Genomic DNA, 13,516 nt, shown 5'->3' on the forward strand with positions numbered 1-13,516 from the left:
GTCTGACGCCTGCCCGGTGCCGGAAGGTTAAAAGGAGGAGTGAGAGCTCCGAATTGAAGCCCCGGTAAACGGCGGCCGTAACTATAACGGTCCTAAGGTAGCGAAATTCCTTGTCGGGTAAGTTCCGACCTGCACGAATGGCGTAACGACTTCCCCGCTGTCTCCAGTGTAGACTCAGCGAAATTGAATTCTCCGTGAAGATGCGGAGTTCCCGCGGTCAGACGGAAAGACCCCGTGCACCTTTACTACAGCTTGACAGTGGTATTAGCGGTAAATTGTGTAGGATAGGTGGGAGGCTATGAAACCAGGGCGCCAGTTCTGGTGGAGCCATCCTTGAAATACCACCCTATTTATTGTTGATATCTAACCGCGGTCCATGAACCTGGATCCGGGACCCTGTCTGGTGGGTAGTTTGACTGGGGCGGTCGCCTCCCAAAGAGTAACGGAGGCGCGCGATGGTGGGCTCAGAGCGGTCGGAAATCGCTCGTTGAGTGCAATGGCATAAGCCCGCCTGACTGCGAGACTGACAGGTCGAGCAGAGTCGAAAGACGGCCATAGTGATCCGGTGGTCCCGCATGGAAGGGCCATCGCTCAACGGATAAAAGGTACGCCGGGGATAACAGGCTGATGATGCCCAAGAGTCCATATCGACGGCATTGTTTGGCACCTCGATGTCGGCTCATCGCATCCTGGGGCTGGAGCAGGTCCCAAGGGTTCGGCTGTTCGCCGATTAAAGCGGTACGTGAGCTGGGTTTAGAACGTCGTGAGACAGTTCGGTCCCTATCTGCCGTGGGTGTTGGAAATTTGAGAGGAGCTGCCCCTAGTACGAGAGGACCGGGGTGGACGTACCTCTGGTGGACCTGTTGTCGCGCCAGCGGCATAGCAGGGTAGCTATGTACGGAAGGGATAACCGCTGAATGCATCTAAGCGGGAAGCCCCCTCAAAACCAGATTTCCCTTGAGAGTCGAGGAAGACTACCTCGTTGATAGGCTAGGTGTGGAAGTGTGGCGACACATGAAGCTTACTAGTACTAATATCTCGATAGACTTGATTTCACCGATGCTCATGCCCGGCGATCGCTTCGTCAGGCATGGCCTCAAATGCAGGATGTCTTTTCAACTGGATCTAGCGCGCTGACCGGGTGGTTATTGCAGGGGGACCATACCCGTTCCCATCCCGAACACGGCCGTCAAGACCCCTAGCGCCGATGGTACTCCGTCTCAAGACGTGGGAGAGTAGGTCGCTGCCCGGTCTGCTCGCTAGATCCAATACCCTCGTGAACATGTTTAATACGCCCTGCGTCATGCAGGGTGTTTTTGTCTCTGCTTCCAGTCGCTTAACGACAGTTTTCAAACTGTGCCGGAGTTGACGAGGAGCGATGTGAGGCCTAAAAGTTCCTCACCCTGATGCGGGGTGGAGCAGCCCGGTAGCTCGTCAGGCTCATAACCTGAAGGTCGTAGGTTCAAATCCTACCCCCGCACCCAAAACCAACCCGCCTGGCGCCTGCCCGGCGGGTTTTTTGTGTTCAGATGTCGGAGAGCCGGTTACCTGTACATGGTCGTGTGGTGACCGTACATCACATTTCAACCTGGTCATCTGGAAATCAGCTTGCTGAGATTTACGCCGCTGAGCGAGCATTGAAGGCGCTGGTTGCTCGAACGCTGTTCAATGGCCCATTCGGATCGTTATTCGAAGCACAACCTGCACTCCAATTCAGAGTAGATGTGCCAAATGCCGCCGTCGACTGAGCTGAATATTACTTCTTCCTGCGTCGCATCCGCTTCAATCGATCCATCGCTATCAGGTATTTGCTTGAGGCAATATTGCCTATCCGGAGCAAAATAACTGATGCGACCACCGCCAATAATGTAATCCAATGCAGCCAAACATCTAACTCGTTGACCCAGCGGCTCCAGCTGGCCACGGCGACGGCAGCAGCTAGCGCAATATAGAGAATACGGAGATTTAACTGACCTTTTCGAACACGTGTCATCGATTGACCCACCTCCCCGATAAAAAGCCTAAAACCGGGACACCTACCTTTTAATGGCGCGCCACCCCGCAGAACGAGGGAAGAATCAGTAAGTGTCCCCGTTTGTTACGCGCGAAATGTAGTAACCAGCGACCTATGATGGAATAGGTGACGGGAAATCGGTAAGTGTTCCCGTTTTATCCGGTACGTGTCCCCGTTTTATCCCGAGCTTGAACTCAGTCGATTTCCCAAGAGGAATTTGAAATGAAACTTCATTCCCTATTGGCTCTGTGCCTTCTGATAATGCTGGCGGGGTGTGGAAATTCTGATGAAGCATTGCCAGATTTGCCGCGGTTTGAATCTGTAGCTGCAGGTGAGGAATTCCCGGCTCAGGTCCCGTCTTCATTCGGGTCGACGCGTGGCTGGTTGGTGGTCGCGGAGGATCGTACCGATCCTCTATACTCCGAGATCAGATTGCCGGTTGTCATCGTCCACTGTCGAGCACGACGTCACAATGATCCGGTCATATATCTTGCCGGCGGGCCGGGTGTATCGGGCCTGAACGCGGCGGCTTACCCGGGCGCTTACCCCTGGCAGCAGGATCGGGATTTCATTGTCCTCGGCCAACGCGGCACTCAGGACGCCGTGCCCGCATTAATGTGTCCAGAGTATCGCGCCGCGGTGGGCAACGGGACCGACCTTGTTGATGCAGTCCGAGCGTGTCGACACCGGCTGACAGAGGCGGGCATAGGCGTGGAAAATTACCATAGCCTAGCAAGTTCTGACGATCTTGAGGATCTACGCCAAGTGTTGGAGATTGAGGCCTGGAACCTGTATGCGGGGTCGTACGGCACCTGGTTGGCGCTAACCTATGCGCGTAACTACAGCGAGTCCGTACGGTCGATGGTGCTCGATTCACCTCTGCCGCCCAATGCCATTTATGACGATGAAAGCGCAGTCAATTTTGAGGCTGCTTTGCGTGCGATTGCATCGGATTGTGCCGGGCAGCCCGCCTGCGATGCGGCCTATCCGGAACTGGAGAGCCGCTTTTTCGGTCGCCTAGAGACCGCGACAAGCTCCCCGTTCTTCGTCGAAGCTGTCTCGGCACCTGTGACCGGGGCTGATCTGGCCGCGCTGGTTCCATTGTCGTCAGGCCGCGATGTCATCGCCGCTCCGGGCATCATGGATGCCAGCGCGAAGATGGAGCCTGTCGTTATCGAAGCGCTCGGAAGGAGGCAAGAAGCCAGCGATTTCGCCTGGGGGATGCGTTTTTCAGTCTGGTGCAGCGAGGCTCTGCCTTTCAGCGAAAGAAGCCGTCGCCAGCGACCGGAAGCGACACTTGGCGGCTTTGAGAGCGCGGCGATGAGGCCTGAGCTGTGTGCTGCTTGGGATGTCCCCTCGCTCGGGGTCGAGTTTGTTGATCCGGTCACATCTGATGTGCGCGTGTTAATCGTCGCAGGAGAATTTGACCCACTTACACCGCCTGCATGGGGCGAACGCGCCGCTGAAACATTGACCCGCAGCCGTGTCGTGAGCGTGAGAGGAGAGGCGCATGTGCCGATCCAGCAATGGGGTGGAGATGGATGTGCGATGTCGCTGGTTGGGGCCTTTATCAATGCACCGGTGGCCACGTTATCGGCTCCAGCGTCGGAGTTTTGTGTTTTTGACCGTGCTGCACCACGATATGTTTTGCAAACCGGACAGGATTGAGCCCCTATCGACATGACGCGCGAAATCATCGAGCTTATAAACTGAGGCTCGCAGGGTGAATTCGGCCCCAGAGTTCAAAAAACAACCCGCTAGGCGCCTGTCTGGCGGGTTTTTTGTTGTCCAAGAGCGCCTCTTGCCGCGTCCCTCATGATCTCTGCCAGGAGTTCTAGCCCGTCGCGAATGGGGGAATTTCGGCGCCAGACAAGGGCGATGTCGCGGCTAGCTCTTGGGTCTTCGATCGGACGAAAAACGAGACTGTCATCGCGCCGGGCTTCGCATTGCACATAAAGGTCCGGCAGGACGGCGATGCCGGCCCCAAGGGCGGCCATGTGGCGGATGGCGTCGAGGCTGGTGCCTTCATAATCAGAAGCCACATAGCCGCCAGCGCGATAGGCGAGCTGCTGGACCAGCTTGGTTAGTCGATGGCCCAGCCCCAGGGTTAAAAAGCCGCGCTCTTTGAGATCATCAAGCTGGACGGGCTGGGACGTGGCGGCGAGGGGGTCTTCCGGCTCCACCGCGATCCAGAGCCGCTCGCTGAATAGCGTGACGCCTTCACACCCCGGGTGGTCTTCCAGTGTGGAGACTGTCGCGTCGAGCAGGCCCTGTTCCAGCATGCTGGCGAGACGATCAGTGGCTGCATCATTGATACTGAGGCGGAGCTCGGGAAAGCGGGCGTGAATCGGCTTGGTGCACCGCGGCAGGAGGTAGGGGCCGATTGTCGGCAGCACGCCCAGGCGGACACGACCAAACAGGCCGGTTTCGCCATGCGCGGCAATCGCCTTGAGATCTTCCATCTGACGCAGGATGTATCGGGCTCTGCGGATAACCTGTTCCCCGATCGGGGTGGGATAGGCACCGGCGCGGGAGCGTTCAAATAGCGTCGCCCCCAATTGTGTCTCGGCATCGGCGACCTGGGTGGACAGGCTTGGCTGGGCGACGTTGAGGCGCTCAGCAGCGTCGGAGAACCGGCCCGTATCGGCGATGGCGACGAGGTATTCGAGTTGGCGGAGTGTCGGTTTCATATAGGCAATAGCTATCTAAAATATACAGAACTTATATTTTATCTAATTCAGAGTCACAACTAACTTCTCCTCATCGACAACGACATGGAGATCTGCACGAAGAAACGGCGCCTCCGAATCAGCTTCCAAAGCCTGTCCCTGCACGCTCGGAAGTCGTCACGACTCTCCTCATCCGGACCAGGCGCGCCCGGCCCACCCTGTCAGTTTCCGGGCATCTGGCCAAACTTCGCCATTCCGTGTGCCCCGACTCGCACACGCGGCGCAGTCGGCCAGGGATGACGCCCGACCGGCCTCCTCCGTTCCTGTGTGCCGGTCGGGCGTTTCCTAATTGTAGATCAAGTTAAAGGACCAAGACATGACACGTGCGCTGGTGCGTATCGGCGAATTCCTGCGCATGGAAAGCGCCGCCGGGATCATCCTCATTTTTGCAGCAGCCTTCGCGCTGATTGCCTCGAACTCGCCGTTTGCGGTGGAGTATGCAGGACTGTTCCAGCAATACCTGCAGGTCGGCTTCGGCGAACAGGCGATCAACAAGCCGATCCTGCTTTGGATCAATGATGCCTTGATGGCCATTGGCTTCAAGGGGGGCGTGGAAATGGGCGCCGGCGCCAGTTGGGGGGGGCGGCGAGTGTTGTGCTGGCGGGCATTGTCCTGTCAGCCTGTCTGCCGCTGATCTCATTTACGGCGCTCAGAGCAACCACCCGGCTGGGCCAGGTTGATGCGGCTGCGGTTGCTGCGCACTACGGCTCGATATCCATTGTGACCTTTATCGCTGCCAGGGATGCCCTGGCGGGATTGGGGGAGGCGGCCAGCGGACATATGGTTGCCGTTGCTGCCGCGATGGAAGCGCCAGCCATTCTGACCGGCTTGATCCTGGCGGGCCGCGTTGCCAGCCAGGCGACCCTGCAACCTGCCGCGCTGAGCGCGGCACCCTCAGCGCCCAGTCGGCCAAATGGAGATCTGGTCAGGGAGTGTCTGACCAATGGATCCATTATGTTGTTGCTCGGCAGTTTTGTGATCGGCTGGATGACGGGCGAACGAGGCATGAGTTCGGTTGAGCCGTTTGTCTCCGACATTTTCCGCGGCATGCTTTGCCTATTCCTTCTGGATATGGGGCTGACGGCCGGGCGTGGCCTCGTGAAATCCTGGCGGCAATTGCGTCCTTCGCTTCTGGCCCATGGGCTGATGATGCCGGCGGTCGGCACGGGCATCGCCCTGCCGGTCGGGCTGGGCCTTGGTCTTTTGGCAGGTGATCTGGCGTTGTTGATGACACTGTGTGCCTCGGCATCTTACATCGCTGTTCCCGCCGCTTTGCGCATGGCCTTGCCGCAGGCGCAGTTGACGACGCCCTTGACGCTGTCACTGGGGGTGACTTTTCCGTTCAACCTGCTTGTTGGTATTCCGATCTATATCGCGATAGCGCAGGCGGTGACTTGATTGCGGAGAACCCGCCGGACACTGGTCCGGTGGGTTTTCTTGTCTGCGGCATGCTTTAGAAACGGGGCAAGCGAATGACAGGTCACAGCCATCTCTTCCCGAACAACCCCGCCTCGACCCTTTGTGTATAATCCGCCTGCCGCGGAGACTTTGCCGGTGCTGTTTGCGGACGAGCACATCCTGGTACTCGACAAGCCCTCGGGATTGTTGACCGTGCCGGGGAGGCCTGCCGAACACGCGGATTGCCTGGAAAGCCGGGCGCGTGAGGCGTTTCCGGAGGCGCGTATTGTCCACCGGCTCGACATGGATACATCAGGCGTCATTGTCCTGGCTCTAACGGCGCATGCCCACAGGCATATCGGCCTGCAATTCGAGAAACGCCAGACCCGCAAGGAATACCAGGCCCTGGTCTGGGGCGAGGTAAACGATGATGTTGGCCGTATCGATCAACCTATCATCACTGACTGGCCGAACCGTCCACGCCAGATGGTTGACCATGAACGGGGCCGCTCAGCGGTTACGGACTGGCTGGTGCTGGCGCGAGAAGGGGGAATGACCCGGGTCAGCCTCAAGCCCCTTACCGGGCGCTCCCACCAATTGCGAGTGCATATGGACTATCTCGGGCACCCGATCCTGGGCGATAATCTTTATGCGCACGACCAGGCGTTCCAGGCGCGCGGGCGGCTGTGCCTGCATGCGAAGGAATTGGGCTTTCGCCATCCCGATGGTGGTGAAGAGATGTGTTTTTCCAGCTCGGTACCGTTCTAGCCGTCGGTCAGCTCGCCAGGGCCGCCTGCAGAGCTGAAAGTTCTGCCGGGATGTCCCGGACCGTCGTCGGTCGTTCCAGCACATTGGCAAGCGTTTGCGGTGGTGAGATTTTTTGACCGATCAGCGGCTCGACGGTTTCACGGAATTTGTAGGGATGGGCGGTGGCGCCGACAAGCCAGGGGCGCTCTGCACGAACACGGTCGCTGATGCGGGTGTGCGCGACCAATGCCGTGGCGGTATGTGGGCAAGCGACATATCCGTGGAGTGTGTGTTCTTCCCGGATTGCCATCTCGATTTCATTGTCCGTGACACGGACCACCTCAACCGGGGCGTCCGGTTCGAAAGCAGCGAGGCGCTCAAAATTGCTCGGCGCGCCAACATCCATGGCGTTGGCGAGGGTCGCGACTGAGGCGCGGGCCTTGTACTGGCCATCGGTAAACCAGTCATAGAGGGTGCGGTTGGCGTTCGTTGCGAGGACGATGGGGCCGATGGGCTCGCCCAGCGCACGTGCAAGGATGGCAGCAAAGGCATTTCCCAGATTGCCGGTCGGGATGACAAGACCCGGTTTCTCACCCGTATCTGCCAGCATCTGCCTTGCAGCCATCGCCCAATAGCTCATCTGGGGCAGTAGTCGTCCGATGGAAATGGAATTTGCCGACGTCAGACCGAATGTGCGCGACAGGTCCTGATCCAGAAACGCACGTTTGACCAACGCCTGACAAGCGTCGAAATCTGCATCGACGCGCAGCGCGCGTACAGGTTTGTTCCAGCAACATAACTGGTGTTCCTGGAAGGGCGAGATACGGCCCTTGGGAAAAAGGATAACTGCGCCGGCATGGGCATTTCCTTGCGCCGCGCATCCAACAGCGCCGCCGGTATCGCCAGAAGTCGCTGCCAATACGGTAATTGGATCACTAGCATCCGCGATGCGATCAAAGGACCGGAACAGAAACCGCGCGCCGAAATCCTTGAAGGCCCCGGTCGGACCATGGAAGAGCTCGAGTATATGAGGCCCGCTTTCACCCGGCTGTACGATCGGTACCGGGAAGTTGAAAGCGTCATCACAGATCTGTTCGATCTGTCCTTCCAAGGCGCTTCCCGTGAAAAAGCTCGGAAGGAGTTCACGTGCGACTTCAGCGACTGAGCCGACGGCTCTCCCCGATCGGATCTGGGGCAAGCCTTCGGGCAGGTACAGGCCACCATCCGGGGCGGCACCGGCGCGCAGGGCCTTGTTGGCGGGAACGGAGGGGCTCTCGCCGCGCGTTGAATGAAAGAGCATGTCTCAGGCTCGCAGGGCTACGGGTTCCGACTCGATGACCAGGCCCCGGGATTTGAGCGGTGCGTTGTAACAATCCGCCTTGCAGCCTGTCTGTTCGAAAGCCTCCGCCATGCTGGCGCGCACGGCTGCCAGCTTGTTGCTTTCGCACCAAGCGAAAACAGAGGGGCCTGAACCAGAGAACGAGCAGCCGAGCGCGCCAGCATGCATGGCGGCAATCTTCACCTCCGCCAGCTCCGGCAGGAGTGGCAGGCGTTGCGGTTCGATCAGAATGTCCTTGAGACCGGCCCGGATGAGATCGAGGTCACCAATGGCACAACCGGCCACGAAGCTCGCGAGATTGCGGCTGTGCTCGACAGCGATTTGCCGATCAGTCACTGGAGCCAGCAGGTCGCGGGCGTCCTGGGTGTTGATCTTGCGTTCCGGATGAAAAAGCACACAGCTGAGGCCGTCCGGCAGGGGTAGGGCGCGGATCAGCGGTGGTTCCAGCCTGGCCGCCAGGACCAGCCCGCCATGAACGGCGGCCATGACATTGTCCCAGGGCGGCGGGTCTGCCGACACGCGTTCGCCTTGCATGGCGTGCACCAGGATCTCGTCCGGCGAGAAGGGGGAGCCGAGCAGCGCATTGACAGCACCTGCAGCCGCGACCGCCGATGCCGCGGACCCGCCCATACCGGCGCTAAGAGGGACACCCTTGTGTACATCGAGCCGAAGACCGATCGGAGCGCCTGCCGCATCCAGTACAGCTTTCGCAGCGGCGAGCGCGCAGTTTTGCGAGACCTCGCCTGGCAGGGCGTCAACCAGTCCGGTGACCTGGCCAAGCTCGATCAACCCAGGTTCATCCAAGCGATATGCTTCCACGCTGTCCCGGACCGCGTCGAAGGCGAGGCCGAGGACATCGAAACCGACACCGACATTGCCAATGCTGGCGGGCGCGCTGGCTCGCGCGCTGTTGGAGAGCTGGCTCATATCATCGATTCTTGCGGCATTCGCTGCGCTTGAGAAGCGGTTTTCTGGCGTGTTCGGGCAGATTTCCGTGTGCAGGCCTGATTGCGCTGAACATCCATCAGGTCGGCAAACATGGCTTCGGCCGTGGGCCAGCGGCCTGCGCCCTTGCCCTTGATATAGGTTGCGCCCTGGGCGCGGTGGATGAGGAAACCATTGGCTTCGTTGCGCAAGGATGCAAACGGGTGAGAGCGTGGCAAGGCGCGCAATTCCACCCGGGCCTCGACGCGGCCTGAATTGTCCGCCGCGCAACGGCCGACCTGTTTGAACACCAGGTCGGCCTCGCGCGCCGCTTCAATGCGCTCGGGGGAAAGGGCAGAAAGACTTTCTCGCGCGATATCGCGCAGATCGGGCATTACGCCAAAGGCGTGGTGGCAGATGATGGCCAGCTTGTCTGCAGCGTCATCTCCATCCAGATCCGTGCTGGGGTCCGCTTCGGCAAACCCAAGTCGCTGGGCTTCAGCAACGGCGTCGGCAAACAGCTCACCGCGGTCGAGAGCGTCGAGGATGAAGTTGCACGTACCATTCATGACGCCCTCAACGGCGAGCACATCGCTCGTCGGGCCGAGTTCGTCGAGATGTTCCAGGATGGGTGTGCCGCCGCCAACCGCAGCGGAATAGCGCAGCTCCAGCCCGTTCTCGCGCGCCAGGCCGGAAAGCAGTTCGAGGTCGAGCGCGATAACGGCCTTGTTGGCCGTAACCAGATGACGGCCTTCGCGCAGGGCGGACTGGCTCAGCGAACGGGCGACACCCGTACCGCCGAGAGCCTCGACGACAATGTCGACATCATCGCGCAAGGCCTCGGCAGGGTCCTGGGTGAACTTCAGGCGAGCATCGGCGATGGGGGAATGTTTCGCCGGGTCGCGCACCAGGACGGGGGAGAGTTGAAATCTGTTGGGATGTGCCAGCAAGTGCTGGCACAGGCCCGCGCCAACAGCGCCATGTCCGAGCACGGCGACACGGAGCGGGCGCTCGCTGCGGGCGGCGGCTGGCTTTTCTGCGGAGGCGGCGATGCGCGTCGCATAGGCCTTGCCAAGCGAGGCGACCTCGACGACGACATCCAGGGCCTTGGCTCGGCTGATCGCCTTGTCCTGGACCAGGCCATGACTGACTTTGCGGGCAGCCTCATAGTCCAGTGCGTCAAAACGATGTGCTTCAGGGTTTTTGGCCGGGTCGTCGGAATAGACGCCATCAACATCCTTGATCAGGCGCGCGCGTTCGGCCCCAAGCCAGTGCGCGAACATGACCGCCGTCAGATCCGTGCCGCCGCGGCCCAGCGTGATCGGGCCATCCTCATCCTCACCGAAGAAACCGGGCGCTACGATCACATCGGCCTGGTCAAACCGGGCCAGGACTTTATCGCGATTGAGGCCGGAGAGATTGGCATCCAGCGGATCACCGGAAGCGACCAGATCCATTTCATGCGGATCAAGCACAGCTACAGGGACGCCGGAGCGTTCCAGCGCCAACCCCATCAGCGCCGCGGATTTCAGTTCCCCGCAACGGACCAGGCGGGCCAGCACGCGATCGCTGGAGCCCTGGCCCACCTGGTCACCCATGGCAAACAGGGCATCGGTTTCGCCGTCGAGCGCCGAGACCACGGCAACAACCTTCTCCCCAGTGCGCGTGTGACGATAGATCTCGTGAGCGACACGGGCGTAATCGTCTGCATTGCGCAGGACCGAGCTGCCGAACTTCAGGACGCTGAAGCGGTGGGCCTGGCTGGAAGGTTGATACTGGGTCACGGTTTTGATCCTCGGGGTTTGTTGGGTCTGATCGCTGGGGTGGGGAGTTCGGGTAAGAAAAAACCCGCTCGCCGGGGTCGGGGAGCGGGTTTGGTGTGTTCTGGAATTTTTATTCCGTCAGTCCACGCCGTCCGCTCCCCCTGTCCAGGAGGTCATGGTCATTGTGGTAAAGGAATAAATGCCGAACGGCGTCACAGCGCCGACGGAGCGGTGCTGGAGCGTGATCGCGAGGATGTCGTTCGACAGGTGCATTTCTCTCATCCGTTTGGTGGGCGAATGCTGCGCCCGCGAAACTTCCCATATAGAAATGCCCAAAAATCGGGAAGCGTCAAACGAAAATTCCACGTCTTGCTTCATTTTCAATGATCGAGGGAAAAATAAACCTCCAGGTCGCCTTCAGGTAAAGCGCTGCAGATTTCCTGGAAGTGCGTCCTGTGACAAGGTAAGGGCGTAATTCCGGTTGGGGTGTTACCGCTTAAGGGCAGAAGGTCGCGCAGGGTCTTTCAAGCCATTTGTGTGCCGGTTGGAAAAATCACGCCCGGCGTGCAGCGCCGCTTCAATTTCAATTGAGAAAGAAAAAAGCCCCGCCTTGCGACGGGGCTTTGAGAACCTGAACCGGAAGGCATTCTACTCGGCGAATTCCTCAACCCGACGCTCTTCCGTTTGCAGCTTTGGGGCCGCGGCCCGGACATAGGGCTGAACATGGTCTTCGAACTTCTTGAAGTTCTCGATGAACATGCCGGCAAGCTTGGCCGCTTGTGCGTCATAGGCAGCCTTGTCGGACCAGGTGGACCGCGGATCCAGGATGGAGGCATCGACACCATCTACGGCGACGGGGACCATGAAGCCGAAATTCTGGTCTTCGCGATAATTGGCACCTTTCAGGGAACCGTCCAGCGCTGCATTGAGCAGGGCGCGAGTGGCTTTGATCGGCATGCGGTTGCCCGTGCCATAAGCGCCGCCCGTCCAGCCGGTATTGACCAGCCAGCAATCGACATTGTGTTCGGCGATCAGTTCGCGCAGCAGGGCGCCATACTCGGCCGGGTGACGCGGCATGAAGGGCGCACCGAAACAGGCGGAGAAGGTCGCAGTCGGCTCGGTCACACCTTTTTCGGTGCCGGCAACCTTGGCGGTGTAGCCCGACAGGAAGTGATACATGGCCTGGGCCGGCGTCAGCTTGGCGATCGGCGGCATGATGCCAAACGCATCACAGGTCAGCATGACCAGGTTCTTCGGCTGGCCACAGGTACCGGTTTCGCTGGCGTTCGGGATGGCACTGATCGGATAGGCGCCGCGGCTGTTTTCGGCCAGTGTTGCATCATCCAGGTCGAGGACACGGGTTTGCGGATCCATGACCACGTTTTCCAGGACCGTGCCCCACATCTTGGTGGTGGCGAAGATTTCCGGCTCTGCCTCTTCGGACAGGCGGATCATCTTGGCGTAACAACCGCCCTCGAAGTTGAACAGGCCGTTCTCGGACCAGCCGTGCTCGTCATCGCCAACCAGCGTGCGGCTGGCGTCAGCGGAGAGGGTCGTCTTGCCTGTGCCGGAAAGGCCGAAGAAGATCGCTGCGTCATCGTCCTCGCCGACATTGACGGAACAATGCATCGGCATGATGCCCTTTGTCGGCAGCAGATAGTTGAGGATGGTGAAAACGGACTTCTTGGTTTCGCCCGCATAGGACGTACCGCCGATCAGGACCAGCTTGCGATCGAAATCAACGCCGATCACGGTTTCCGAACTGCACCCATGACGCTCTGGGTCGGCCTTGAAGCTAGGCAGGTTGACGATGGTGAACTGGGCGTCGAAGCCTTCATATTCGTCGACTGCCGGTATGCGCAGCAGATGGCGGATGAAGAGCGAGTGCCAGCTCAGCTCGTTGACTACACGCACCGGAAGGCGATGGTCCTTGTCAGCGCCGCCGAACAATTGCTGGACGAACAGTTCCTTGCCTTCCATGTGGGCACGGAAATCATTCCACAGCGTCGCGAAATGCTCCGGCGTGATGGACGCATTATTGTCCCACCACACCTGGTTTTCGGTTGTTTCGTCACGGACAGTGAACTTGTCCTTGGCGGAGCGGCCGGTGTGAACGCCGGTCTTGACGACCAGGGCGCCACCTTCGGCGATTTCACCTTCACCACGACGAACAATCTCTTCGTAAAGACGTGCTTCATTCCAGTTCAGGTGAACTGTGCCGGCCTTGATGCCGAGCGACTCCAGGCCGCCGTCACGAACTTCCGAATTGGACATGGAAATACCCCCGATTGGTGGTGCGTTACTACGGGCACCGCCTTGTTGGTTCAAGATCGTCGCTCGCTGACCTTCTGTCGCGGACGATCCGGTTGCGGTTTCCCCATCACCCGTCGGGGATAACCGATGTCATAGCGTGCCGGTATCAGATCGAGATGGTGCGGAAAAGCCCAAAATTCACGATTTGGTAAAACGCCAGGCTGAGGCGAAGTTCATGTTATCGCAAACATTTTGGTCGCCGTGACCGTATTGCCTTTTGTTTGCAGAAAGATCCGGGATTTACCCTGTTGGAAGCGCGGCGGTGATAAATTTTCGTTTCCGTGTCCTA

The 13,516-nt window shown here is 59.4% G+C and carries 11 protein-coding genes, 1 tRNA gene and 2 rRNA genes (1 of these 14 only partly in view); 7 read left to right on the plus strand and 7 right to left on the minus strand.

All coding sequences use genetic code 11. From position 1 onward, the window contains the following. The 3 genes from SIC17_RS14175 to SIC17_RS14185 form a co-directional block, all read left to right on the plus strand. Positions 1 to 1,055 (plus strand): 23S ribosomal RNA (locus tag SIC17_RS14175); it begins 1,738 nt to the left of the window's first position. 82 nt (positions 1,056 to 1,137) lie between these two features. After that, positions 1,138 to 1,252, plus strand: a 5S ribosomal RNA gene (rrf, locus tag SIC17_RS14180). Between the two features lie 155 nt (positions 1,253 to 1,407). Beyond that, a tRNA-Met gene (locus tag SIC17_RS14185) sits at positions 1,408 to 1,484 on the plus strand. A gap of 272 nt (positions 1,485 to 1,756) precedes the next feature. On the opposite strand, the gene SIC17_RS14190 is transcribed toward SIC17_RS14185, so the two are convergent. Continuing rightward, the gene (locus SIC17_RS14190; RefSeq protein WP_412545764.1) at positions 1,757 to 1,993 is read right to left on the minus strand and encodes a hypothetical protein; all 237 of its coding nucleotides are present in this window, start codon (positions 1,991 to 1,993) and stop codon (positions 1,757 to 1,759) included. Positions 1,994 to 2,236: 243 nt separating this feature from the next. Between SIC17_RS14190 and SIC17_RS14195 the strand changes: the two genes are divergently transcribed. After that, positions 2,237 to 3,682, plus strand: coding sequence for an alpha/beta fold hydrolase (locus SIC17_RS14195; protein WP_412545765.1), 1,446 nt, complete (start codon positions 2,237 to 2,239; stop codon positions 3,680 to 3,682). Positions 3,683 to 3,771: 89 nt separating this feature from the next. Here the strand turns inward: SIC17_RS14195 and SIC17_RS14200 are convergent, their stop codons facing one another. Further along, positions 3,772 to 4,704, minus strand: a complete 933-nt coding sequence (locus tag SIC17_RS14200) for a hydrogen peroxide-inducible genes activator (RefSeq protein ID WP_412545766.1) — start codon at positions 4,702 to 4,704, stop codon at positions 3,772 to 3,774. Positions 4,705 to 5,059: 355 nt separating this feature from the next. Here SIC17_RS14200 and SIC17_RS14205 point away from each other — a divergent pair, with 355 nt between their 5' ends. The 3 genes from SIC17_RS14205 to SIC17_RS14215 all read left to right on the plus strand — a co-directional run bounded on the left by SIC17_RS14205 (position 5,060) and on the right by SIC17_RS14215 (position 6,909). Further along, complete coding sequence (locus SIC17_RS14205; protein WP_412545767.1) at positions 5,060 to 5,377, plus strand: Na+/H+ antiporter NhaA; 318 nt, start codon at positions 5,060 to 5,062, stop codon at positions 5,375 to 5,377. Further along, complete coding sequence (locus SIC17_RS14210) at positions 5,338 to 6,141, plus strand: sodium-dependent bicarbonate transport family permease (RefSeq protein WP_412545768.1); 804 nt, start codon at positions 5,338 to 5,340, stop codon at positions 6,139 to 6,141. Before SIC17_RS14205 ends, SIC17_RS14210 begins: the two co-directional genes overlap by 40 nt. A gap of 150 nt (positions 6,142 to 6,291) precedes the next feature. Next, on the plus strand, positions 6,292 to 6,909 hold the full coding sequence (locus SIC17_RS14215; protein ID WP_412545769.1) for an RluA family pseudouridine synthase: 618 nt from the start codon (positions 6,292 to 6,294) through the stop codon (positions 6,907 to 6,909). A 7-nt stretch (positions 6,910 to 6,916) separates the two neighbouring features. On the opposite strand, the gene thrC is transcribed toward SIC17_RS14215, so the two are convergent. The 5 genes from thrC to SIC17_RS14240 form a co-directional block, all read right to left on the minus strand. Then, positions 6,917 to 8,188, minus strand: a complete 1,272-nt coding sequence (gene thrC, locus SIC17_RS14220) for a threonine synthase (RefSeq protein WP_412545770.1) — start codon at positions 8,186 to 8,188, stop codon at positions 6,917 to 6,919. Positions 8,189 to 8,191: 3 nt separating this feature from the next. Further along, positions 8,192 to 9,154, minus strand: coding sequence for a homoserine kinase (locus SIC17_RS14225; protein ID WP_291896475.1), 963 nt, complete (start codon positions 9,152 to 9,154; stop codon positions 8,192 to 8,194). Next, positions 9,151 to 10,935: a homoserine dehydrogenase gene (locus SIC17_RS14230; protein WP_412545771.1), complete on the minus strand. Its 1,785-nt coding sequence runs from the start codon at positions 10,933 to 10,935 to the stop codon at positions 9,151 to 9,153. The genes SIC17_RS14225 and SIC17_RS14230 overlap by 4 nt, the downstream gene beginning before the upstream one ends. Before the next feature lie 117 nt (positions 10,936 to 11,052). Then, positions 11,053 to 11,280 carry a hypothetical protein gene (locus SIC17_RS14235; protein WP_291896472.1) on the minus strand — a complete coding sequence of 76 codons (228 nt, stop codon included), beginning with the start codon at positions 11,278 to 11,280 and terminating at the stop codon, positions 11,053 to 11,055. A 282-nt stretch (positions 11,281 to 11,562) separates the two neighbouring features. Continuing rightward, a complete protein-coding gene (locus SIC17_RS14240) occupies positions 11,563 to 13,188 on the minus strand; it encodes a phosphoenolpyruvate carboxykinase (RefSeq protein ID WP_291896469.1) in 1,626 nt (541 codons plus the stop codon). Positions 13,189 to 13,516: the final 328 nt, after the last annotated feature.

The sequence above is a fragment of the Maricaulis sp. MIT060901 genome (assembly GCF_047123815.1).
In the GTDB taxonomy this organism is placed as follows: domain Bacteria; phylum Pseudomonadota; class Alphaproteobacteria; order Caulobacterales; family Maricaulaceae; genus Maricaulis.

Bases quoted from the DNA above. Each gene is read 5' to 3' on its own strand.
- SIC17_RS14200 (WP_412545766.1), bottom strand. From the start codon at position 4,704: ATGAAACCGACACTCCGCCAACTCGAATACCTCGTCGCCATCGCCGAT.
- SIC17_RS14240 (WP_291896469.1), bottom strand. From the start codon at position 13,188: ATGTCCAATTCGGAAGTTCGTGACGGCGGCCTGGAGTCGCTCGGCATC.
- SIC17_RS14205 (WP_412545767.1), top strand. From the start codon at position 5,060: ATGACACGTGCGCTGGTGCGTATCGGCGAATTCCTGCGCATGGAAAGC.
- thrC (WP_412545770.1), bottom strand. From the start codon at position 8,188: ATGCTCTTTCATTCAACGCGCGGCGAGAGCCCCTCCGTTCCCGCCAAC.
- SIC17_RS14190 (WP_412545764.1), bottom strand. From the start codon at position 1,993: ATGACACGTGTTCGAAAAGGTCAGTTAAATCTCCGTATTCTCTATATT.
- SIC17_RS14195 (WP_412545765.1), top strand. From the start codon at position 2,237: ATGAAACTTCATTCCCTATTGGCTCTGTGCCTTCTGATAATGCTGGCG.
- SIC17_RS14225 (WP_291896475.1), bottom strand. From the start codon at position 9,154: ATGAGCCAGCTCTCCAACAGCGCGCGAGCCAGCGCGCCCGCCAGCATT.